The following is a 22,603-nucleotide window of genomic DNA, read 5'->3' on the forward strand; positions in this document are numbered from 1 at the left end:
ATGAAGACAATCGGCCTGTTGGGCGGTATGTCTGCCGCTTCAACCCAAACCTATTACCGGCGCCTGTGCGACCTGACGCGCGAGGCTATGGGTGGGCTGCACTCCCCCGACCTGATCATCCGGTCGCTGGATTTCGCGCCCATCGCAGCCGCGCAGGCGGCAGGCGACTGGGAGGCATTGGCGCAGCGTCTGAATGCCGAAGCGCGCCTTCTGGAACAGGCCGGGGCACAGGTGATCGTATTGGCCACCAACACCATGCACAAGCTGGCGGCCCAGATGATGCAGGGGGTCTCGGTCCCGCTGATCCACATTGCCGAAGCCACCGCACAGGCCATCGCATCGGCCGGCCTGCACCGCCCCGGCCTGATGGCCACGGCCTTTACCATGGAACAAGGCTTTTACACCGACGCCCTGCGCGCAGCGGGCCTTGCGCCCGTCCTTCCCGCCGCACCAGACCGGGCCGACATTCACCGCATTATCTATGACGAATTGTGCAAGGATGTGGTGACGCCACCCTCTCGCCTGTTGTTCGAGGAAATTGCCCGACGGCTGGAACAGGCCGGGGCTGACAGCCTTGTTCTGGGCTGCACCGAGGTGGGAATGCTTTTGAACGCGCAAAACGTGCCGGTTCCGGTTTTCGACACGGTGGAAATCCATTGTCAGGCCGCGATCAGGACTGCTTTGGGCACCTGATCCGGCCGTAACGTCATGCGCATGCCGCAAGGCACCATCCCGCATCCGTGCCTTTCTGCGGCGCAGCAAAAACCCTATATTGCCGGCAGGGAGGCAGACGAAAGGATTTATCATGTCCAACCGTGTCGCCAAACCGGCCAGCCTTGCCGTTACGCCAAGCGAAGTTCCCGGCTTGGCCTATTTCACCGAAGCCGGCGCTGCCGCACCTGCCGAGAAATCTGCCCGAAAGCCCGCCAAGCCAACCGCCATCGACCAGATGTTCGCCTATTACACGGCTGAATGATCAGGGGGATTGATTGGGGCCTGACCTTGACTCGGGGCTTTGCCGGGCGCATATCCGACTGGAATAGTAGGGAAGCCCCGCCATGTTCATTCAAACCGAATCCACGCCGAACCCCGCCACGCTGAAATTCCTGCCCGGCCAGTCCGTGCTGGAACTGGGCGCTGCTGATTTTCCCAATGCCGACAGCGCCGCGAAATCGCCGCTGGCCGCGCGGGTCTTTGCGGTTTCCGGGGTAACCGGGGTCTTCCTTGGCACCGATTTCGTGACCGTGACCAAGGCCGACGATGTGGAATGGCAGCATATCAAGCCCGCCATCCTAGGTGCCATCATGGAGCATTATCAGTCCGGCGCGCCTGCGATTGAAGGCGAAGGTCAGGCCGCCCATGCCACGCATGACGGCCCCGATGGCGATATCGTCAGCCAAATCAAGGAACTGCTGGATACCCGTGTCCGCCCCGCCGTGGCACAGGATGGCGGCGACATCACCTTTCACGGGTTCGACCGTGGGGTGGTTTACCTGCACATGAAGGGTGCCTGCGCTGGGTGCCCCTCGTCCACGCTGACGCTGAAGATGGGCATCGAAAACCTGCTGCGCCATTACATCCCCGAGGTGACCGAGGTTCGCCCTGTTGCCGCCTAAGGCCATTCTGGCATTCGACACATCGGCGGCGCATTGCGCCGCCGCTTTGCTGTCGGGGGGCCGCGCTTTCCTGAAGTCCGAAGCGATGGACAAGGGGCAGGCCGAACGCCTGATGCCCCTGCTGCACGAATTGCTGGCCGAAGGCGGCATCGGCTGGCATGATCTTGCCGCCATCGGCGTCGGCACCGGCCCCGGCAACTTTACCGGCGTGCGGATCAGCGTTGCGGCGGCGCGGGGGCTGGCGCTTGGCCTTGGCATCCCCGCCATAGGTGTCACCCGGCTGGAGGCGCTGGCCCACGGTCTGCCGCGCCCCCTGACTGTGGCCGAAGATGCCCGGCGAGATGAGGTTTATCTGCAAACCTTTACCGCCGATGGCCCCGGCCCTGCCACCCTTGCCCCAGCTTCGGCCCTTCCGGCAGGGGCTCTGACCGGATCGGCCGCGCCCGGCGGCCTGCCCGCTGCCATGCCACTTGCTCAGGCCATTGCCGAAATCGCCGCCGCGCGCCTTGGCACCGATCAGCCCCGGCCCGCGCCATTCTATCTGCGCGGTGCCGATGCCGCTCCGCCGTCCGACCCGCCCCCTGTGATTCTGCCATGACGCCGCAAAACATGGCCTCTCTACATGCGGCCTGTTTTACCATGCCTCGCCCGTGGTCGGCCCACGAATTTGCCGAGATGCTGTCCAGCCCAATGGTTTTTACCCTGACTGCGCCAGACGCCCTCCTTCTGGCCCGCGTCGTTGCTGACGAGGCTGAGTTGCTGACCCTTGCCGTCGCCCCCGCCGCCCGCCGCAACGGCCTTGGCCGCCAGTTGGTGCAGCAGTTTCTGGCCGAAGCGCAGCGGCGCGGTGCCGAATCGGCCTTTCTGGAAGTGGCCGCCTCCAATCAGCCCGCACAGGCGCTTTACCTAGCGGCAGGTTTCACCCAAGCGGGCAAAAGGCGCGGCTATTACCACATGCCCGATGGCACAAGCGACGATGCGCTGATCCTGATTTTCGCTTTTCCGCAAGAAGTTTAGCGCGCGAGCGTCCGGCCGGCGATGCGGCCCCAGATTTCTGTTGACCCTTCGGTCAGGTTTTCCCCTACTATGGCCCGGAACCCGCTGCACGTTGCCCGGTTCGGGCGGTGACAGCGGGGCAACGAACCTTGAAACCGGGAGATTACAATGACCATTCTCAAGCACCTTCTGGGTGCAGCCGCGACGCTGGCGCTGACCTCTGCCGCCGCCATGGCTGAACCAGCGCTGATTTTTGACCTTGGCGGCAAGTTCGACAAATCCTTCAACGAGGCCGCCTTCAACGGCGCCGAGAAATGGGCCAAGGAAACCGGCGGCACCTATAAAGAGCTGGAAATGCAGTCCGAGGCGCAGCGCGAACAAGCCCTGCGCCAACTGGCAGAAAGCGGTGCCAACCCCATCGTGATGACGGGCTTTGCCTTTGGCGATGTGCTGAACACCGTCGCCCCCGATTATCCCGACACCAAATTCGCCATCATCGACATGGTGGTGGAACAGCCCAATGTGAAATCGGTGGTCTTCAAGGAAGAAGAAGGCTCGTACCTCGTCGGCATCATGGCGGCCAAGGCGTCGAAAACCGGCACGGTCGGCTTTGTCGGCGGCATGGATATTCCGCTGATCCGCAAGTTCGGCTGCGGCTTTGCCGAAGGCGTGAAATCGGTCAACCCCGATGCCAAGATCATCGCGGGCTTCACCGGCACCACGCCTGCCGCCTGGAACGATCCGGTCAAGGCCGCTGAAATCGCCAAGGGCGAAAAGGCCCAAGGCGCCGACGTGATCTTTGCCGCCGCCGGGCAAAGCGGCCTTGGTGTGCTGCAAGCTGCGGCTGACGAAGGCATCCTGTCGGTCGGCGTCGATTCCAACCAGAACCACCTGCACCCCGGCTCTGTTCTGACCTCGATGCTCAAGCGTGTCGATGTCGCCGTCTATGATGCGTTCAAGGAAGGTGAAAACCTGACCCCCGGCATCAACGTGCTTGGCCTTGCCAACGAAGGCGTGGGCTATGCGATGGACGAGAACAACGAAAAGCTGGTCACGCCGGAAATGAAGGAAGCGGTCGATGCCGCTGCGGGCAAGATCAAATCGGGCGAACTGGTCGTGCATGACTACATGGCCGACAACACCTGCCCGGCGGTGGCGTTCTGATGGTCGAAAAGACCGATGTGGGGCGGCAGGCAACTGCCGCCCCCTCTTCCTACGCAATCGAGCTCAAGGGCATTTCCAAAGCCTTCGGCCCGGTGCAAGCAAACCGTGACATCAACATCGCCGTGCCGCGCGGCACGATCCACGGCATCATCGGCGAAAACGGCGCGGGCAAATCCACGCTGATGTCCATTCTTTACGGCTTTTACAAAGCAGACGCTGGCGAGATTCTGATCAACGGCACCCCCACCACCATCCCCGACAGCCAGAGCGCCATTCGCGCCGGTATCGGCATGGTGTTTCAGCATTTCAAGCTGGTGCAGAACTTTACCGTGCTGGAAAACATCGTTCTGGGCGCGGAAGAGGGCTTTGCCCTCAACACCTCGCTGTCGAAGGCCCGCAAGGCACTGGCCGATCTGTCGCACGAATACGAGCTGAATGTCGATCCCGATGCGATCATCGAGGATCTGTCCGTCGGACATCAGCAGCGTGTCGAGATTCTCAAGGCCCTGTATCGTCAGGCCGAAATTCTGATCCTTGATGAACCCACCGGCGTGCTGACCCCGGCCGAGGCCGATCACCTGTTCCGTATCCTTGCCAGCCTCAAGGCGCAGGGAAAGACCATCATCCTGATCACCCACAAACTGCGAGAGATCATGGAGGCGACCGATCATGTCAGCGTCATGCGGCGCGGCACGATGGTGGCCACGGTGAAAACCACCGACAGCAGCCCAGAACAGCTGGCCGAACTGATGGTGGGCCGCAAGGTGCTGCTGGATGTCGCCAAAGGCCCCGCCAACCCCGGCCCCGTGGTGCTGTCGGTCGAAAATCTGCGCGTGCAGGACGAGCAAAAGGTTGAACGCCTGAAAGGCGTCAGCTTTGAAATTCGCGCCGGAGAGGTTCTGGGCATCGCCGGCGTCGCCGGGAATGGGCAGTCCGAATTGCTGGCGGCTCTTGGTGGCATTCAAAAGGCCACTGGCAGCGTGACGCTGAAGGGGCAGCCCCTGCCGCTATCTGGCCCCGGCGCCGATGGCCGCACCCGGCGCGAGGCGGGCATGGGCCACATTCCCGAGGACCGCCAGCTTCTGGGCCTGATCATGGATTTCACGGCCTGGGAAAACTCTGCGCTTGGCTATCACAACGCCGCGAAATACCAGAAGAACCTGCTTCTGATGGATAATACCGCCATCCGCGCCGATACCGAGGCCAAAATGGCCACTTTCGACGTGCGCCCCCCGATCCCCTCGCTGGCGGCCAAGAATTTCTCGGGCGGGAACCAGCAAAAGATCGTGGTGGCACGAGAGATTGAAAGCAACCCCGACATCCTTTTGATCGGACAGCCCACCCGCGGTGTGGACATCGGCGCGATTGAATTCATTCACAAGCAGATCATTGCGCTGCGCGATGCAGGCAAGGCGATCTTGCTGGTCTCGGTTGAACTGGATGAGATTCTCAGTCTGTCAGACCGCATCGCCGTGATGTTCGATGGCCAGTTGATGGGCTTTCGCGACCCTGAAACCACCAATGAGCGTGAGCTGGGCCTGCTGATGGCGGGCGTTACCGATACGAGCAAACCAGACGCGGGCAAGGCGGCATAACATGGCAAAACTTCCCCGCTGGGCCGATCTGGCGCTGGTTCCCTTGATCTCGCTGGTTCTTGCAGCCCTGGTCTCGGCCATTGTGCTGGTGCTGATCGGCCAAAGCCCAATGCAGGCGCTGTCGGTCATGGTTGACGGCGCGCTCGGCTCGGCCTCGGGCTGGGGTTACACGCTGTATTACGCCACCTCGTTCATCTTCACCGGGCTGGGCGTGACCATCGCCTTTCATGCAGGCCTGTTCAACATCGGGGGTGAAGGTCAGGCCCAACTGGGCGGGCTTGGTGTGGCGCTGGCCTGCCTGTTCCTGCCTTGGCCACACTGGACGGTGGCGCTGGTCGGGGCTTCCCTCGCCGCCGCGCTGTTCGGCGCGGCCTGGGCCGCCATTCCCGCCTGGCTGCAAGCGAAACGCGGCAGCCATATCGTGATCACCACGATCATGTTCAACTATATCGCTGCCGCCCTGCTGATCTATATCCTGGGCGAAATTCTGCGTCCGGTGGGCAGCATGGACCCGGCCTCGGCCCGCTTTCCCGCAGAACTGGGCCTGCCGCATTTCCACGAAATGCCGATCTTGCGCGACTTTTTCCTGAAATACGGCCCAGATGGCGCAGTCAAACTCAGCGCGCAGGGCCTGCCGGTCTATTCCCGCGTGCCCGCCAACATCACCTTCTTCCTCTCTCTCATTGCGGCCTTCGGGGTCTGGGTTCTGCTGTGGCACACCCGGCTGGGGTATGAGATGCGCGCCTTTGGCAAACAGGAAAAGGCCGCGCGTTATGCCGGGATTTCGGCCTTCAAGATCATCATGGTCGCCATGCTGCTGTCGGGCGCACTGTCGGGCCTGATGGCAATCAACAATGTCATGGGGCAGGCCGAGCGGCTTTTGCAGAACTCGGCCGAAGGGGCGGGCTTCATCGGCATCGCCGTGGCGCTGATGGGGCGCAACCACCCCCTTGGCGTGGTGCTGGCCGCCGTCCTGTTCGGCTTTCTCTATCAGGGCGGCGCGGCGCTTGGCTTGAACACCAGCATCCCGATAGAACTGCGCACCGTGGTTCAGGGCCTTGTGATCCTGTTCACCGGCGCGCTGGATTACATGGTCCGCATCATGTTGACCTGGGTCTTTTCGCTGCGCCAGACGGAAAGGGCTGCGTGATGGATTACGCCACCCTGCTGCAAATCCTCGATTCCACCATCCGCCTTGGCACGCCGCTTCTGCTGGCTTGCCTTGCAGGCCTCTACTCCGAACGCTCGGGCATTTTCGACATCGGGCTGGAAGGCAAGATGCTTGCCGCCGCCATGGCCTCGGGCGCGGTGGCGGCGCTGACGGGCAATGTCTGGTTGGGCCTTCTGGCGGGCATCGCCGCTTCGATGATCTTCGCCCTGATCCACGGCCTCGCCTCGATCACCTTTCGCGGCAACCAGCTTATTTCGGGCGTGGCGCTGAACTTCGTCGCCTCGGGCATCACCGTGCTGATCGCGCAAAGCCTGTTCGGCCAAGGGGGGCGCACCCCGCCGCTGGAAGGGGCCGCCCGCTTCAACCCCATCACCCTGCCCTTCGCCGAACAGGTGCAAGGCGTTCCCGTCATCGGCCCGCTTTATTACGAGGTGATCTCAGGCCACCCGATCCTCGCCTATATCGCCTTTCTTGCCGTGCCGGTAACGTGGTGGCTGCTTTACCGCACCCGCTTTGGCCTGCGCCTGCGGGCTGTGGGAGAAAACCCGGCGGCGGTGGATACGGCCGGCATCTCGGTCACCGGGCTGCGCTATGCCGCCGTGGCGATCACCGGCCTTCTCTGCGGCATCGCCGGGGCCTATATGGCCACCGCCCTGCAAGCGGGCTTTGGCCGCGAAATGACCGCCGGTCGCGGCTATATCGCGCTGGCAGCGCTGATTTTTGCCAAGTGGAGACCGTGGCAAGCACTGATGGCCACCATGCTGTTCGGTCTTTTTCAGGCACTCGCCCTGCGCCCCGATGTGATCGAGGGCATCGCCGGCATCAAGATTCCCTCCGCCGCCCTTGATGCCCTGCCCTATGTGCTGACCGTGCTGGCGCTGGCGGGCTTTGTCGGCAAGGCCACCCCGCCCCGCGCGGGTGGAGAGCCTTACGTCAAGGAACGCTAACCCCATCATCTGTTCATAAATATCCCACGGGGGTCCGGGGGTGTGAAACCCCCGGCGCAGGCAACAAGGAACCACGATGGACGCGCTTTCCCTCATCCAGTCCCGCGCCGGAACCGAGCCCGTCCGCCTTGGCCTCATCCTCGGTTCGGGCCTTGGACATCTGGCGCAGGCGGTCGATGGTGTCGCCATCCCCTATGCCGACCTGCCCGGCTTTCCCCATGTGGGCGTGTCGGGCCACAACCCCACCCTCGTGATTGGCATGTTGGAGGGCACCCGCGTCGCGGTCTTCGGCGCACGCGAGCATTTCTATGAAAACGGCAACCCCGCCGCGATGCGCCCTGCACTTGAACTTTTGAAGGCGCTGGGGGCCTCGGCGCTGATCGCCACAAATGCCGCAGGCTCCTTGCGCCCCGAGATCCGGCCCGGCGACCTGATGCTGCTGTCCGATCACATCAATTTTTCCGGCCTCAACCCCTTGATCGGCGAGCGCACGGATGCCCGTTTTGTGCCCATGACCGACGCGCATGACCCTGCCTTGCGCGCCCGCCTCCGCGCAGCGGCAGAGGCCGAGGGCATCCCCCTGCCCGAAGGCGTCTATGCCTGGTATTCCGGCCCCAGCTTTGAAACCCCGGCCGAGATCCGCGCCATCCGCATTCTTGGCGGCGATGCCGTCGGCATGTCCACCGTGCCAGAGGTCATTCTGGCCCGCTTTCTTGGCCTGAAGGTCGCCGCCATCTCGACCATCACCAACATGGCGGCGGGCCTGTCAGACGAACAGATCAGCCACGAGCATACCAAGGCCATGGCCCCCTTGGGCGCGGCCAAGCTGGAACGCATCCTGCGCGCCTTCCTGCGTAGGATGTGAGACCTTCAGGCCATCATCGCCAACCGAATGAGTCCAGCCCGGACAATCGTTTGACAAGCCCTGCCCTTGTGCGCATGGCTTGAAAAAACAGGCATCGAACCATCATCCGCCCATGCAATTGTACCTCCCGATCGCCGAGGTCTCGATCAATGCCTTTCTTCTGACTGGCATCGGCGCAATCGTGGGCTTTTTGTCCGGCATGTTCGGTGTGGGTGGCGGCTTTCTGATCACCCCCCTCTTGCTGTTGATCGGCGTGCCCCCCGGTATCGCGGTCGCTACCGGCGCCAATCAGGTCGTTGCCTCCTCGATCTCGGGCGTCTTGGCGCAGTTCCGCCGCAAGGCCGTCGATGTGCCGATGGGTCTTGTGCTGATGAGTGGGGGCCTTGTCGGCTCTTGGATCGGCTCCAAGGTCTTTGCCTGGATGACCGCGCTGGGGCAGGTCGATCTGTTCGTTCAACTGTCCTATGTGGCGTTTCTGGGCATCATCGGCACGGTGATGTTCATCGAATCAGCGCGTGCGATCTGGCGCAGCAAGCGTCCCGGCAGCGTGCCGGTGCGCCGGGCCCATACCCATGGCTGGATGCACGGGTTGCCCTTCAAGATGAAATTCCGCGCCTCTGGTCTTTATATCTCTGTCCTGCCACCCATCGCGGTCGGAACCTTCGTGGGCTTTCTGGGCGGCATCATGGGGGTGGGCGGCGGTTTCATCCTTGTGCCAGCGATGATCTATTTGCTGGGCATGCCAACCAAGGTCGTCATTGGCACCTCGCTGTTCCAGATCATCTTTGTTTCGGGCTTCACCACGGTTCTTTACGCGGTGAACACCCATACCGTGGACATGCTGCTGGCGCTTTTGCTGATCGTCGGCGGCGTGATCGGGGCGCAGGTCGGCGCGCAAGTTGGCCTGCGGCTCAAGGCCGAACAATTGCGCATCCTGCTGGCGATTCTGGTGCTGGCCGTCGCCATCAAGATCGCCTTCGACCTGCTGTTCCAACCGACAGAGCTGTTTTCCATCAATATCGGGCGGCTGCCATGATCCGGGCGCTGACCCTTGCCCTTTGCCTGCTGGCCCTGCCGGCCGCCGGTTCGGAGACCATCGTGGCGGGTCTGTCGCAAAGTCGTGTGTCGATCACCGCCAATTTCGACGGCTCGGAAATCCTGATCTACGGCGCGGTCAAGCGGGATGCGCCCGAACCCGAAGACGCGCCGATGCAGGTGATCGTCACTGTCGAAGGCCCGTCAACCCCGCTGACCATCCGTCGCAAGGAAAAGACCGCTGGCATCTGGATCAACCGGTCCGCGGTCAATGTCGGTTCTGCGCCCAGCTTTTACGCCGTGGCCACCTCTGGCCCGTTGGACAAGATTCTGTCCAGCACCGAAAACCTGCGCCACAAGGTGTCGCTGGATCAGATCATCAGCGATGTCGGCATCACCGCGCAGGCCGAAAATTCGGATGATTTCATCACCGCATTGAAACGTATCCGCATTGCCGACGGCAGCTATCGGCTGGATGACAACAGCGTCATCCTGAAAGAACAGACCCTGTTTCGCGCCGATGTCCAACTGCCTGCGAACCTTACCGAAGGGGCCTACCGCGTCCGCATCCTGCTGACCCGCGACGGCAAGGTGGTAGACAGTTCTGAACAGCGCATCTTCGTGCATAAAGAGGGGCTGGAGCGGTTCCTGTTCAACATGGCCAAGCAGCAATCCTTCCTTTACGGCCTTGCCTCGCTGGCGATGGCCGTGGTGGCGGGTTGGGCCGCCTCGGCCGGGTTCAGATTGCTGCGGCGCTGACGCGGGCCAGTACGGCCGGGAATATGGACCGCATCGTCAGGCACCGCGTGGCGTTCAGCACCAAAAGCGCCGCCCACAACCCGTGATCGCCCATTGCCCACGTCAACACGACCAGCGTCACCGCATAGACCGCCACCGACAGCGCCATGGTGCGCAGCATCTCACGCGTCATCAACGCGCCGATGAAGATGCCGTCATAGATCCAGCTTGCGAAACTGATCACCGGGGCCACGATCAACCAAGGCAGCAGCGTGCGTGCTTCGGCCCGCACATCGGGCGCCGTGGTCATCAGGTCGATCAGCCAGGGCCCAAAGACCAGGAGCACCAGCGAGATCAGCCCCGCCCCGATCAGCCCCCATTGCATGGTCAGCCGGGATGCCTGCCGGAACTGCGGCAAGGACCGCGCGCCCAGCGCCTGCCCGGCCAGCGTTTCGGCGGCAATGGCGAACCCGTCCAGCGCATAGGCGGTTATTTCCAGAAACTGCAACAGCACCTGATTGGCCGCCAGCGTCACATCGCCATACCGCGCGCCCAGAAACAGGAAGGCGGTGAAGGACAGCTGCAACAGGATTGACCGCAGCATGATGTCGCGGCTGGCGTGGAACATACGGCGCAAGGCCGCACGATCCCACAGCCGCGCCAGCGCCGCCGCCAGATCGGACAAGAACGCATCCCGCGCCAGCCACAGCGCAAAGATCACCCCCACATATTCCGCGATCAGCGTGGCCGTCGCCACCCCCGGTACGCCCCAGCCCAACCCCAGCACGAACCAGACCGACAGCACCACGTTCAGCCCGTTCTGCACCAGTTGCAGCCACAAAACGCCGCGCGTCCGCTCCATCCCCACCAGCCAGCCGGTCAGCGCGTAAATCGCCACCGTCGCAGGCGCCCCCCAGATGCGGATGGACAGGTATTGCCGCGCCAGCCGCTCGACCTCCTCACTGGCGGGTGCCACCGCAAAGGCCGCGCCGAACAGCAGCGCTTGCAGCACGATCAGCCCCAGCCCCGCCGCCCCGGCCACCATCAGCGCCCGCAGCAAGATCGCCGACCGCTCCACCCCGTCGCCCGCGCCATGGGCCTGCGCGGCAAGGCCCGAGGTGGACATGCGCAGGAACCCGAACACCCAGTAAAACGTGGCCAGCACCATCGCGCCCAGACCCACGGCACCAATCGGCGCGGCAAGGCCCATCTGGCCGATGACGGCGGTGTCCACCGCCCCCAGCAAGGGCACCGTCGCATTCGACAGCACCACCGGCAGCGCGATTTTTACCACGCGGGCATAGGTGATACTGTTCATTCCGCAGGTTGCCCCGGTGCGGGGGGCATCAAAAGATGCACCGTCCCCAACGCGAAAGGTCGGTCACGGTTGTCCTGCCACGCCTCGACCGTCACACTGGAAAAACGGCGGCCCGAGCGCAGAATCCGCGCCCGCGCATAGGCGTCGCGCGGCAAGCCCGACCGCAGGTAATCCACCGTAAAGTCAATGGTGCGTGGCAGGGGCGGCAGCGCCTTGCCCGCCACCTCTGCCGGGTCGATCCGCCCGGATTCGAACTCTTCCCACAGCGTGGCCCAGGCCAGGCTGACGATCGCCGTCACCTCCAGAAACGCCGCCGTCACCCCACCGTGCAATGCTGGCAGGGTGGGGTTTCCGATCAGCTTGTCATCATAGGGCAGCACCGCCGTCAGCTCATCGCCGCGCCGGTCAAAGACAATGCCCAGAAACTGCACATAGGGAATGCCGCCAGCCAGCCATGCCAACGCCCCGTCGCGCCGCGATTTCACCACCTGAACCGGCTCTGGCCGCTTGCGGTTGCCGCTCATTTCCCGCCCTCCCGCGCGCGTTCCAGCGTGAAGACGCCGTTGCCCATCGCAACCGGGCGCGCGGTATCCTCATCCATCGCCAACACCCGTACAAAGGCCACGCTGCGCGTCGCATGGTGGCATTCGGCGCGCGCGGTGATGGCCTGCCCCGGTGTGGCCGGGCGCATGTAGTCAATCCGCAGGTCCAGCGTCGCGGTGGACAAGGGCGCAGACGGATGACTCATCGCCGCCGCCCCCGCCGCCGTATCCATCAAGGCCGAGATTGCCCCGCCATGCAGCACCCCCGTCGCCGGGTCACCCACCAGCCGCGCATCATAGGGCATCGTGATAGCGGCCAACCCCGGGCCCAACTCGCTCAGGTCCATGCCCAATTCGCGCGCATGGGGAATGGCCTCGATAAAGCGGCGCGCAAAGGTCAAAAGATCGGTCATCGCATGTTCCCTTCCCGCGCCATAATCCGCCGCTTCTGTCCGGACGCAACCCCTTCCGGTTGTTGCATCAAATGCTGTCGCGTCCTAGGCTTTGCACCAAGAGGAACACCATGACCGACACCCCCCGCCTCAACTTCAAGGAAATGTGCGCCCGGTTCGACGTGACCCCGCGCACCTTGCGTTATTACGAATACATCGAACTGCTCGCCCCACAGAAAGAGGGCCGCGCCCGGTTCTACAGCCCGCGAGAGGTGGCGCGCATGACGCTGATCTTGCGCGGCCGTCGCTTTGGCTTCTCGCTGGAGGAGATTCGCCAATGGCTGCTGATCTACGGCAAGAAGGGCGAAAAGCAGCAGTTGGAGGCGTGGCTGCAAATGGCCGACCGGCAATTGGCCGAGCTTGACCGCCAACGCAGCGAGCTTGATGGCACGATTGACGACCTGCGCAGCCTGCGCACCACTGCGGCGAACGAATTGGCCAAGCACGACTGAGCCGACATCACGTCACATCCGTTTCTGACGCCACGTCATATTTACGTTAACGTCAACTTTGCTCCTATCATGGTATCCGAACCGCCTGGGCTGCCCCCGCGCAATGGACACCATGACCCGACACACAACCGACACCCTGACGATCCGCCAGATGTGCGACGCTTTCGGCGTTACCCCCCGCACCTTGCGCTTTTATGAGGCGAAAGAGCTGCTGTCCCCGCTGCGGCAGGGCACGCGGCGGCTGTTCTCTCACAAAGACCGCGCGCGGTTGACGCTGATCCTGCGCGGAAAACGCTTTGGCTTTTCGCTAGAGGAAATCCGGCAGCTTCTGGGCATGTATGACCCCGCAGGCTCGAACGGGGCGCAGTTGGAAAAGACCCATGAAATCGCGCTGGAACGCCTTGCCCTGATGGAAGCGCAGCGCGCCGACCTTGATATCGCGATCACCGAACTCAAAGGGCAGCTGGTTGAAATTCAGGGCAGGATCGCCCGGTTTCGCGCCGCCGCCGAATGACTGACCACGACGGGAGGAGCCGCCGATGACCACCTATACCGCACCCTTGAAGGATATGCAGTTCCTGCTGCATGACGTCCTGAACATCACGCAATCCGACACTCCCGGTTATGCCGATCTGGACGCAGGCTTCACCTCGGCCGTGCTGGAAGAGGCGGCAAAGCTGGCGCAAGACGTACTGGCCCCGCTGAACGCCGTGGGCGACCGGATGGGCTGTGTGCTGGAAAACGGCGTCGTCCGCACCCCCACCGGTTTCAAGGCCGCGTTCGACCAGATCCGCGAGGGCGGCTGGACGGCGCTCGACTGCGACCCCGAGTATGGCGGTCAGGGTCTGCCCTACCTGATGAACTCGGTCGTCGGCGAAATCTTCGTCTCGGCCAACATGGCGTTCAACATGTATCAGGGCCTGACCCACGGTGCCTATTCCGCAATCCATGCCCATGGCACGGCTGAACAAAAGGCCAAATACTTGCCCAAGATGGTGACCTGCGAATGGACCGGCACCATGAACCTGACCGAACCGCATTGCGGCACCGATCTGGGCCTGATGCGCACCAAGGCAGAGCCGCAGGCCGATGGCAGCTATCTCATCACCGGACAGAAGATTTTCATCTCGGCCGGCGATCATGACATGGCCGACAACATCATCCATCTGGTGCTGGCCAAGGCCCCCGGCGGCGGTGAGGGGACCAAGGGCATCTCGTTGTTCATCGTCCCCAAATTCCTCGTGAACGATGATGGCACCCCCGGCGCGCGCAACGCGGTATCCGTCGGCAAGGTTGAAGAAAAGATGGGCATTCACGGCAATGCCACCTGCGTGCTGAACTATGACGGGGCGACCGGCTGGCTGCTGGGTGACCTGCACAAAGGCATGCGCGCCATGTTCACCATGATGAACGAGGCGCGTCTGGGTGTCGGCCTGCAAGGTTATGCCGTGGCCGAGGCCGCCTATCAGAACAGCCTTTCCTATGCCAAAGACCGCCTGCAAGGCCGCGACGTGACAGGGGCCAAGAACCCCAAAGGCCCCGCCGATCCGCTGATCGTACACCCTGATATCCGCCGCAACCTGATGGATCAGAAATCCTTCGTCGAAGGTGCTCGCGCCTTGACCTTCTGGGGTGCCAGCCTGATTGACGCCGCCCACCATGGCGACGCGGCGGCAGACGGGCTGATCGGCCTGCTGACGCCGGTGATCAAGGGGTTTCAGACCGACAAGGGCTTTGACATGGCGGTGCAGGCCCAGCAAATCTGGGGCGGGCACGGCTATATCGAGGAACAGGGCATGTCTCAGTTCGTCCGCGACGCCCGCATTGCGCAAATCTACGAAGGGGCCAACGGCGTGCAGGCGCTGGACCTCGTGGGCCGCAAGCTGGCGCAGGATGGCGGCAAGCATGTCATGGCCTTCTTTGAGCTGGTCAAGGCCGAGTGCAAGGCCCATGACGGCGATGACCGCATGAAGCCGTTCACCGATGCCCTGAAAGCGGCGTCAAAACAGATGCAGGCTGCAGGCATGTTTTTCATGGCAAACGGCATGAAGAACCCCAATGCGGCGCTGTCCGGCAGCTACGATTTCATGCACCTGATGGGCCATGTCTGTCTTGGCCTGATGTGGACCCGCATGGCCAAGGCGGCCTATGCCGCGCTGGATGCAGGCGGCGGCGATACCGGCTTTCTGGAAACCAAGGTCGCAACCGGGCGCTATTACATGGCCCGGCAACTGCCCGCCTGCGCCATGCACCTTGCCCGCATCGAAAGCGGGGCCGATCCGGTCATGGCACTGGCCGCCGAGGCGTTCTAAGCTGTCAGCAAATTCCTTGAAGAAAGGAATTTGCGCCCAGCCCGACCGGAGGTTCCCAGATGCCCAAGCGTTTCCGCCTGACCCGCCGTTTTCCCGTCGCGATGACCGAAGAAGGCTATCGCCGGCTGAAACGCTTTGCCACCGATGCGGGCCTAGATGAAGGCGAGGCGCTGTCGTTCCTGTTCGAGCATTTCGACAGCGTGATGCACAAGGACAACCTGACCCACCGGCTCAGGCTGTTCAATTCGGAGCTGGAAGACCGCAAACGCTGATCGGCGTGCAGGCGGAAACGGCGGACGCCTCCGGCGGGGGAGTATTTGGGCCAAGAGGAAGACCGGTTGGTCCCCCCCTGTCCCATCATCACCCCCGGCTTGGCTATCCAGTTGGATGGGACAGGGCTTCCCCTTGGGCGGCCATCGGCTCTCCAGCCTGTGCCGTAACGGAAGACTTGCAGGAGAAGGGTTAACAAATCCTTCTTCCTCTTGGCGAAAATACTCCGCGGGGGTGCGGGGGCGCGAAGCCCCCGCTCTTCGGCAGCAAACAGGAGGAACGCATGACAGCACAACTCTACTGCTTTGGCGAAAGCGGCAATGCCTACAAGGTGGCGCTGATGCTGACGCTGACCGCCACCCCTTGGCAGCCGGTCTTCGTCGATTTCTTCAACGGCGCGGCCCGCGGCCCGGCTTTTCGCGCGATCAACGAGATGGGCGAGGTGCCGGTGCTGGTGATGGGCGGACGAACGCTGACACAATCTGCCGTGATGCTGCGCCATCTGGCCAAGGCGACCGGCCAGTTCGGCTGGACGACCGAGGAGGAGGAAGACGAAATCCTGCGCTGGCTGATGTGGGACAACCACAAGCTTTCGACACAAGTAGGCACCACCCGCTTTCTGATGAACTTCCTGCCTGCCGACAAGCGCCCCGAACAGGCCATTGCGTTCCTGCAAGGCCGCCTCAAGGCCGCTTACACGATCCTGAACAACCATCTTGCCAGCCGTGATTGGGTGGTCGCCGGGCGCGCGACCATTGCCGACTTGTCGCTGTGTTCCTACCTTTATTACCAAGAGCCTTTCGGCTTTGCGCGTGCCGATTGGCCCCATATCGACGCCTGGCTAGCCCGCATCGCGGCGCTGCCCGGCTGGCAACACCCCTATGATCTGATGAGCCGGGCCTTCCCGCCCGCCACCGCCTGAGGAGACCCCTATGACCGAAGCCTATATCTACGATTCCGTTCGCAGCCCGCGCGGCAAGGGTCGCGCCGACGGCGCGCTGCATGAGGTTACCTCGGTGTCGCTTTCGGCGCAGATGCTGAACGCGGTCAAGGACCGGAGCGGCCTGACCGGCCATGCGGTTGAGGATGTGATCTGGGGCAATGTCACGCAGGTGGGTGAACAGGGCGGCTGCCTTGCGCGCTCTGCCGTGCTGCTGTCAGATCTGGATCAGTCGATCCCCGGCCTTGCCATCAATCGCTTTTGCGCCAGCGGGATGGAGGCGGTGAACCTGGCCGCCAATCAGGTGCGGGGCGGGGCGGGGCAGGCCTATATCGCTGGCGGGGTTGAGATGATGGGCCGCGTGGCGATGGGCAGCGACGGGGCGGCGATTGCCGTTGACCCGACGCTGGCCATGAAAACCTATTTCGTGCCGCAAGGCATCAGCGCCGACATCATCGCCACCGAATACGGGTTCACCCGCGAACAGGCCGATGCGCTGGCGGTGGAATCTCAGCGCCGCGCCGCTGCGGCTTGGGCGGACAACCGCTTTGCCCGCTCCATCGTTCCGGTCAAGGACCAGAACGGCCTGACCATCCTCGCCCATGACGAATACATGCGCCCCGGCACCAATGTGGCGGCGCTGGGGAAACTGGACGCCAGCTTCAAGATGATGGGCGAGGTGATGCCCGGCTTCGACAAGGTGGCGATGATGAAATATCCGCATCTGGAGCGGATCACCCATATCCACCACGCCGGGAATTCCTCTGGCATCGTCGATGGCGCGGCGGCCATTCTGATCGGCAACAAGGAATTCGGGCTGGCCCATGGCCTGAAACCGCGCGCGAAAATCCGCGCCACGGCCAAGATCGGCACCGATCCCACCATCATGCTGACCGGCCCGGTTCCGGTGACGGAAAAGATTCTGAAAGACAGCGGCATGTCGATAAAAGACATCGACCTGTTCGAGGTGAACGAGGCTTTCGCTGCCGTCGTCCTGCGCTTCATGCAGGCGTTTCATGTGGACCCGGCCATCGTCAACGTCAACGGCGGGGCCATCGCCATGGGCCACCCGCTGGGGGCATCGGGGGCCATCATCATCGGCACCCTGCTGGATGAATTGGAGCGTTCGGGCAAGGGCGTGGGCCTTGCCACGTTGTGCATCGCCTCTGGCATGGGGGCCGCCACCATCATCGAGCGGGTCTGACACCATGCCTCGCCGCCAGCCGCCAGATTCCGCCGACTGCCGTAGCGTCACTTGCCTTGCGGCCTTGAAAAAGGTCATACAGGCTGACCATCTCGCGGGCTTCGCGAGTGAGGGTGACGATGTACGGACGAATTGCAAATCTGATGGCCTGGCGGGCTGGCCTGATGATGGCAGGCTGCGCGGACGCTTTGGCGCGCGAGCATCTGTATCCCTATGCCGTCTATTTCGGCGACCGCTTGCAAGCCATGCCGTCCTCGACAGAGCTGGTGCAGGCCTACCGCACCATTCACGGCGCCCTGACGGCCCTTGGCGCGCGCCAGTTGGAGGCGCGGGTCATCGCCCTGGGTCTGCCCAAGGGCGGGCGCTTTCGGATCTGGGTCGATTGGTGGGCCGAACTGGACGACGGGTCGTGCAGGCTGGTGGCGCAAACCGTGGAATACATGCGCGAGACGGCCGAAGGCTCGCGCTGCGAAATGACCGAATGCAGCGGTTGGGCGCCGCCTGCATCCATCGCGGCCCGCTAGCGGCCCTTGCCGCGCCTTTCGGGCCGCCCGCAACAGGCAGCACGCAAAGGGAGGCGCACTGATGCCCAAACTCGACCTTACCAAAGTTCCGGTCAAGACCGGCTCGATCTACCCCGAACCCTATGCCTCAATGATGAAGGGCCGCAGTTCGCTGCGCTTGGGCGATGCGGCTGGGCTGACGCAGTTCGGCGTCAACCTTGTCATGCTGGAACCGGGCGCGGTTTCCAGCTTGCGCCACTGGCACATGGCCGAAGACGAATTCGTCATGGTGACCGAGGGTGAATGCGTCATGGTGCAGGACGATGGCGAAACCGTGATGCGGGTGGGCGATTGTGCGGGCTTTCCCGCCGGGTCCACCAACGGCCACCATTTCCTGAACCGCAGCGACAAACCCGCCAAGTTTCTGGTGATCGGCAGCAAGGCCAAGCGAGAGGTCGCCACCTATTCCGACCACGATTTCGCAATCGAAATCGAGGGCGGCAAGGCGCGCTTTACCTATCGTGACGGCACCGACTGGAAAGGTGTGCGGTGAAGGTCGACCCCGCCCTTGCCCCGCTGAACCGCGCAGACAACGGCACGGAAACGCTGCATCTGTCTGATGCGGGCGGGCTGCGGCAATTCGGTTGCTATTTGGAAACCCTGCCGCCCGGCGCAGGCTCGTCCGACCGCCACTGGCATTCGCATGAGGATGAGTTCCTGTTTCTGCTGTCGGGCAGCACCGTGGTGATCGACAATTTCGGTGAACACCTGCTGTCCCCCGGCGATGCCATCTGCTGGCCGCATGGCGAGGCGAATGCCCACCGGGTGGAAAACCGGGGCGACCAGCCCTGCCGCTATCTGATCCTCGGTTCGCGCGTTGAACGCGACATCTGCCACTACCCAGACCTTGGCCGCCGCCTGATCAACACGCCGACCACCTGGGCTGTGGTCGCCGACGATGGCACCCACCTGCGCGGTGGCGATCTGCCAGCGTATCTGCTGAACCTGTCGCCGCTCTGGGGTCAACCCGCCGAAGGCCCACCCCAAACCCGCATCCTGCCCGCCGCTGCCCGCGCATGGGTGGATGAGGGCGCTTTGACCCACCCGATCATCGGCGGCGGCCTTGGCCCCTATCGCCACTCCGTTCTGGGCGACCTTGGTGGCCTGTCACAATTCGGCGTCCATTTGGAAGAGCTTCCCCCCGGCAGCCAGTCCTCTTTCCGCCACTGGCATGAGGGCGAGGATGAGATGATCCACCTCCTCTCCGGCACCGTCATTCTGGTCGAGAACACCGAGACCGCCCTGCACCCCGGCGATACCGCCGCTTGGCCTGCGGGCCAACCCATCGGACATCAGTTGCAGAACCGCAGCGACGCACCCGCGATTTACCTGACCATCGGCACCCGGCATGTCCGCGATGTCATCCATTATTCCGATCATGACCTGATCACCCACAAGGACGGCAAGGCCCGCCGCTATCTGCACCGCGACGGCACGCCTTACCCGCAAGGAGGACCCAAATGACCGATTTCACCAGTGTTACCGATGCCGATGGCGTTGCCGTCATCACCTGGGATGTTCCGCAAAAGTCGATGAACGTCATGTCAACCGAGGCGTTTGCCCTGCTGTCTGATCTGGTCGATCAGGCGCTTGCTGACTCTGCGGTGAAGGGCATCGTCATCACCTCTGGCAAAAAGGATTTCGCGGGCGGGATGGACCTGAACGTCATCGCGCAAATGCGGGCGGGTGGCGCGCAGGCGATCTTTGACGGCGTGATGATGATGCACAAGGTTCTGCGCAAGATCGAGCTTGCGGGCATGGACCCGAAAACCAAAAAGGGCGGCAAGCCGATTGCCGCCGCCCTGCCCGGCACCGCCCTTGGCATCGGCCTTGAACTGCCTCTGTCCACCCACCGAATCTTTGCCGCCGACAATCCCAAGGCCAAGATCGGCCTGCCCGAAATCATGGTCGGCATCTTCCCCGGCGCGGGCGGCACCACGCGCCTGTCGCGCAAGCTGGGCGCGATGATTGCAGCGCCTTTCCTGCTGGAAGGCAAGCTGAGTGACCCCAAATCGGCCAAAGCCGCTGGTCTGATTGATGAGGTGGTTCCTGCGGATGAGCTGCTGGCCCGCGCGAAAGACTGGGTGCTGAATGCCAAGGATGCCGATCTGGTCAAACCCTGGGATGACAAGGGCTATAAAATGCCCGGCGGCGCGCCCTATCACCCGGCGGGCTTCATGACCTTCGTGGGCGCCAGCGCCATGATCAACTCGAAGACCCAAGGCGTCTATCCTGCCGCCAAGGCCCTGCTGGCGGCTGTGTATGAGGGCGCGATGGTGCCCTTTGACGTGGCCCTGAAGATCGAGGCGCGGCAGTTTACCTCTGTGCTGCTGAACCCCTCGTCCTCGGCGATGATCCGCAGCCTCTTCATCAACAAAGAGGCGCTGGACAAGGGCGCAAACCGCCCCAAGGTCGCCGATCAATCGGTGAAGAAACTGGGCGTGATCGGCGCGGGCATGATGGGCGCGGGCATCGCCTATGTCTCGGCCAATGCGGGCATCGAAGTGGTGCTGATTGACGCCAGCCAAGAGTCGGCGGATCGCGGCAAGGCCCATTCGGCTGACCTTCTGGACAAGGGCGTCAAGCGCGGCAAGGTGACCCCGGCGAAGAAAGAAGAGGTGCTGGCCCGCATCACCGCCACCACCGATTATGCCGCCCTTGCCGGGGCCGATCTGATTGTTGAGGCGGTGTTCGAGGATGTGGCCGTCAAGGCTGGCGTGACGAAAAAGGTGCTGGCCGCCGTTGGCCCCGACTGCATTTTCGCCACCAACACCTCGACCCTGCCGATCACCCAACTGGCCCATGCCTCTGACAAGCCGGCGAATTTCATCGGCATCCACTTCTTCTCTCCCGTGGACAAGATGAACCTTGTCGAGATCATCAAGGGCCACGAAACCGGCGATACCGCCGTCGCCAAGGCGCTGGATTTCGTGCGCCAGATCCGCAAGACCCCCATCGTGGTCAACGACGCCCGCTTCTTCTATGCCAACCGCTGCATCATCCCCTACATCAACGAAGGCATCCGCATGGTGGCCGAAGGTGTGGAGCCGGCGCTGGTCGAGAATGCCGCCAAGCTGGTCGGCATGCCGCTGGGCCCGCTGCAACTGGTCGATGAGACCTCGATTGATCTGGGCGTCAAGATCGCCAAGGCCACCAAGGCCGCGATGGGCGACGACTATCCCGATGAGGCCGTGGACAAGGTGATCTTCTGGATGGCCGATCAGGGCCGTCTGGGCCGCAAGGCCAATGCGGGCTTTTACACCTATTCCGACAAGGGCGACCGTCTGGCCCTGTGGGAGGGGCTGGAGCCGAAATACCCGCTCGACAAACTGCAACCCTCGCTGACCGACGTGCAGCATCGCCTGCTGTTTGCGCAAGTTCTGGAAGCGGTCCGCGCGCTGGAGGAAGGCGTTCTGACCGACATCCGCGAAGGCGACGTGGGCGCCATCCTTGGCTGGGGCTTTGCGCCGTGGTCGGGCGGGCCGTTCTCGTGGCTCGACATCCTCGGGGCCGCCCGCGCGGTCGAGATTTGCCGCGGCCTGACCGCCCAGTTCGGCCCCCGCTTCCACGCCCCCGCCTTGCTGCGGGAGATGGCCGAAAAGGGCGAGACCTTCTATGGCCGCTTTGGTGGGCAGAAACAGGCGGCCTAAGCGCCGAAATCGTCGAAGGCATAGCCGAACCGGGCTATGTCTTCGGCAGAAAGATCAGCCAGCAGCGCGGCATCGGCGTCGGAGTAATACCCCCGCCAGTCACGCTGCCGGTCGCTTTCATTGGCACGGCCCAAAGGCGTCAGGCGAAAACCCAAATGCGCCTCGAACGGGGCAATATCCTGGGCCAGATGCTCCAGCCGAAGGAAATTCGCGGCTCGCTCTTCGCCCCGCGCATCCCGCAGATAGGCGCCATAGGGCCACAGGCGAAACGCGGTCTGTGTCTGCGGATGGTTCAGAAACCCGCTGAAATCATGCGATTTCGCCAGACCCACCGCCGGATGGGCAAAACCCTGCACCCGCAACCAGTGGTAATAGCTGACCGCCCGGTCCCACGGATTGCGGACCAGCGTGACCAGCCTCATCGCCTCCAGTTCGGCGCCCGACAAAACCCCGTCAATATCGGCCAGCGTCGAATGCTTCCACAACCGCCCCGCCGCCTTCAGCGCCTTCACCCGCGCCCGCCGTGCCCGCGCCTTTGGCGTGTCGCCGATCAGAATGTCGTCCTTCATCGCCCGCGCCTCCAGCGCCAGCGACAAGGCGGTGCCCCCGGTCTTGGGGATATGCACGAACACATAGCGCCGCCCGCGAGAGATGATCATGGCAAGCCCCCCGCATCAGTCCGGGACGCTCTGCGGGGGATATTTATGCCAAGATGAAAGCGAAAGGCCAGCGCCCCCTCCTCTTGGCCCAAATACTCCCACCGGAGGCATCCG

26 protein-coding genes are annotated in these 22,603 nt (G+C 63.2%); 22 read left to right on the top strand and 4 right to left on the bottom strand.

Going from position 1 to position 22,603, the window contains the following annotated elements:
• From JI744_RS02195 to JI744_RS02250, 12 genes are all read left to right on the top strand, one after another.
• A complete protein-coding gene (locus JI744_RS02195; RefSeq protein WP_202657817.1) occupies window positions 1-693 on the top strand; it encodes an aspartate/glutamate racemase family protein in 693 nt (230 codons plus the stop codon).
• A 112-nt stretch (window positions 694-805) separates the two neighbouring features.
• A complete protein-coding gene (locus tag JI744_RS02200) occupies window positions 806-976 on the top strand; it encodes a hypothetical protein (RefSeq protein WP_202657818.1) in 171 nt (56 codons plus the stop codon).
• Window positions 977-1,058: 82 nt separating this feature from the next.
• Window positions 1,059-1,616: a NifU family protein gene (locus JI744_RS02205; protein WP_202657819.1), complete on the top strand. Its 558-nt coding sequence runs from the start codon at window positions 1,059-1,061 to the stop codon at window positions 1,614-1,616.
• On the top strand, window positions 1,603-2,214 hold the full coding sequence (tsaB, locus tag JI744_RS02210) for a tRNA (adenosine(37)-N6)-threonylcarbamoyltransferase complex dimerization subunit type 1 TsaB (protein ID WP_202658243.1): 612 nt from the start codon (window positions 1,603-1,605) through the stop codon (window positions 2,212-2,214). Before JI744_RS02205 ends, tsaB begins: the two co-directional genes overlap by 14 nt.
• Window positions 2,211-2,633, top strand: a complete 423-nt coding sequence (locus tag JI744_RS02215) for a GNAT family N-acetyltransferase (protein WP_202657820.1) — start codon at window positions 2,211-2,213, stop codon at window positions 2,631-2,633. Before tsaB ends, JI744_RS02215 begins: the two co-directional genes overlap by 4 nt.
• Window positions 2,634-2,780: 147 nt before the next feature.
• Complete coding sequence (locus tag JI744_RS02220) at window positions 2,781-3,776, top strand: BMP family lipoprotein (protein WP_202657821.1); 996 nt, start codon at window positions 2,781-2,783, stop codon at window positions 3,774-3,776.
• Entirely contained in the window at window positions 3,776-5,371 is a 1,596-nt protein-coding gene (locus JI744_RS02225) for an ABC transporter ATP-binding protein (protein WP_202657822.1), read from the top strand. The genes JI744_RS02220 and JI744_RS02225 overlap by 1 nt, the downstream gene beginning before the upstream one ends.
• A gap of 1 nt (window position 5,372) precedes the next feature.
• On the top strand, window positions 5,373-6,521 hold the full coding sequence (locus JI744_RS02230; RefSeq protein ID WP_202657823.1) for an ABC transporter permease: 1,149 nt from the start codon (window positions 5,373-5,375) through the stop codon (window positions 6,519-6,521).
• On the top strand, window positions 6,521-7,489 hold the full coding sequence (locus JI744_RS02235) for an ABC transporter permease (RefSeq protein WP_202657824.1): 969 nt from the start codon (window positions 6,521-6,523) through the stop codon (window positions 7,487-7,489). The genes JI744_RS02230 and JI744_RS02235 overlap by 1 nt, the downstream gene beginning before the upstream one ends.
• A gap of 76 nt (window positions 7,490-7,565) precedes the next feature.
• Complete coding sequence (locus tag JI744_RS02240) at window positions 7,566-8,354, top strand: purine-nucleoside phosphorylase (protein ID WP_202657826.1); 789 nt, start codon at window positions 7,566-7,568, stop codon at window positions 8,352-8,354.
• 112 nt (window positions 8,355-8,466) lie between these two features.
• A complete protein-coding gene (locus JI744_RS02245; RefSeq protein ID WP_202657827.1) occupies window positions 8,467-9,390 on the top strand; it encodes a sulfite exporter TauE/SafE family protein in 924 nt (307 codons plus the stop codon).
• Window positions 9,387-10,148: a TIGR02186 family protein gene (locus JI744_RS02250; protein WP_202657828.1), complete on the top strand. Its 762-nt coding sequence runs from the start codon at window positions 9,387-9,389 to the stop codon at window positions 10,146-10,148. Before JI744_RS02245 ends, JI744_RS02250 begins: the two co-directional genes overlap by 4 nt.
• On the opposite strand, the gene JI744_RS02255 is transcribed toward JI744_RS02250, so the two are convergent.
• Genes JI744_RS02255 through JI744_RS02265 form a run of 3 tightly spaced genes read right to left on the bottom strand, consistent with a single transcriptional unit; the run spans window position 10,129 to window position 12,400 of the window.
• The gene (locus JI744_RS02255; RefSeq protein ID WP_202657829.1) at window positions 10,129-11,445 is read right to left on the bottom strand and encodes an MATE family efflux transporter; all 1,317 of its coding nucleotides are present in this window, start codon (window positions 11,443-11,445) and stop codon (window positions 10,129-10,131) included. The two genes, JI744_RS02250 and JI744_RS02255, sit on opposite strands and share 20 nt — an antisense overlap.
• Window positions 11,442-11,969 (bottom strand): PaaI family thioesterase, encoded by a 528-nt coding sequence (locus JI744_RS02260; RefSeq protein ID WP_202657830.1) that lies wholly within the window; start codon window positions 11,967-11,969, stop codon window positions 11,442-11,444. The genes JI744_RS02255 and JI744_RS02260 overlap by 4 nt, the downstream gene beginning before the upstream one ends.
• The gene (locus tag JI744_RS02265; RefSeq protein WP_202657831.1) at window positions 11,966-12,400 is read right to left on the bottom strand and encodes a PaaI family thioesterase; all 435 of its coding nucleotides are present in this window, start codon (window positions 12,398-12,400) and stop codon (window positions 11,966-11,968) included. Before JI744_RS02265 ends, JI744_RS02260 begins: the two co-directional genes overlap by 4 nt.
• 110 nt (window positions 12,401-12,510) lie before the next feature.
• On the opposite strand from JI744_RS02265, the gene JI744_RS02270 reads away from it, so the two are divergent.
• The 10 genes from JI744_RS02270 to JI744_RS02315 all read left to right on the top strand — a co-directional run bounded on the left by JI744_RS02270 (window position 12,511) and on the right by JI744_RS02315 (window position 21,830).
• Window positions 12,511-12,891 (top strand): MerR family transcriptional regulator, encoded by a 381-nt coding sequence (locus JI744_RS02270; RefSeq protein WP_202657832.1) that lies wholly within the window; start codon window positions 12,511-12,513, stop codon window positions 12,889-12,891.
• 112 nt (window positions 12,892-13,003) lie between these two features.
• Window positions 13,004-13,405 carry a MerR family transcriptional regulator gene (locus tag JI744_RS02275; protein ID WP_202657833.1) on the top strand — a complete coding sequence of 134 codons (402 nt, stop codon included), beginning with the start codon at window positions 13,004-13,006 and terminating at the stop codon, window positions 13,403-13,405.
• 25 nt (window positions 13,406-13,430) lie between these two features.
• Entirely contained in the window at window positions 13,431-15,203 is a 1,773-nt protein-coding gene (locus JI744_RS02280; RefSeq protein WP_202657834.1) for an acyl-CoA dehydrogenase C-terminal domain-containing protein, read from the top strand.
• A 59-nt stretch (window positions 15,204-15,262) separates the two neighbouring features.
• On the top strand, window positions 15,263-15,475 hold the full coding sequence (locus tag JI744_RS02285; RefSeq protein WP_202657835.1) for a hypothetical protein: 213 nt from the start codon (window positions 15,263-15,265) through the stop codon (window positions 15,473-15,475).
• A gap of 281 nt (window positions 15,476-15,756) precedes the next feature.
• Window positions 15,757-16,395 (top strand): glutathione S-transferase family protein, encoded by a 639-nt coding sequence (locus JI744_RS02290; protein WP_202657836.1) that lies wholly within the window; start codon window positions 15,757-15,759, stop codon window positions 16,393-16,395.
• Window positions 16,396-16,405: 10 nt separating this feature from the next.
• Window positions 16,406-17,617 (top strand): acetyl-CoA C-acetyltransferase, encoded by a 1,212-nt coding sequence (locus JI744_RS02295; RefSeq protein ID WP_202657837.1) that lies wholly within the window; start codon window positions 16,406-16,408, stop codon window positions 17,615-17,617.
• Between the two features lie 167 nt (window positions 17,618-17,784).
• Window positions 17,785-18,141 carry a hypothetical protein gene (locus tag JI744_RS02300; protein WP_202657838.1) on the top strand — a complete coding sequence of 119 codons (357 nt, stop codon included), beginning with the start codon at window positions 17,785-17,787 and terminating at the stop codon, window positions 18,139-18,141.
• 61 nt (window positions 18,142-18,202) lie between these two features.
• Window positions 18,203-18,673, top strand: a complete 471-nt coding sequence (locus JI744_RS02305) for a cupin domain-containing protein (RefSeq protein ID WP_202657839.1) — start codon at window positions 18,203-18,205, stop codon at window positions 18,671-18,673.
• Window positions 18,670-19,644 (top strand): cupin domain-containing protein, encoded by a 975-nt coding sequence (locus JI744_RS02310; protein ID WP_202657840.1) that lies wholly within the window; start codon window positions 18,670-18,672, stop codon window positions 19,642-19,644. Before JI744_RS02305 ends, JI744_RS02310 begins: the two co-directional genes overlap by 4 nt.
• Window positions 19,641-21,830 (top strand): 3-hydroxyacyl-CoA dehydrogenase NAD-binding domain-containing protein, encoded by a 2,190-nt coding sequence (locus JI744_RS02315; RefSeq protein ID WP_202657841.1) that lies wholly within the window; start codon window positions 19,641-19,643, stop codon window positions 21,828-21,830. The genes JI744_RS02310 and JI744_RS02315 overlap by 4 nt, the downstream gene beginning before the upstream one ends.
• Here the strand turns inward: JI744_RS02315 and JI744_RS02320 are convergent.
• Entirely contained in the window at window positions 21,827-22,489 is a 663-nt protein-coding gene (locus JI744_RS02320) for a sulfotransferase family 2 domain-containing protein (RefSeq protein ID WP_202657850.1), read from the bottom strand. The two genes, JI744_RS02315 and JI744_RS02320, sit on opposite strands and share 4 nt — an antisense overlap.
• Window positions 22,490-22,603: the final 114 nt, after the last annotated feature.

The sequence above is a fragment of the Fuscibacter oryzae genome (assembly GCF_016765795.1).
Taxonomy (GTDB): Bacteria; Pseudomonadota; Alphaproteobacteria; order Rhodobacterales; family Rhodobacteraceae; genus Fuscibacter; species Fuscibacter oryzae.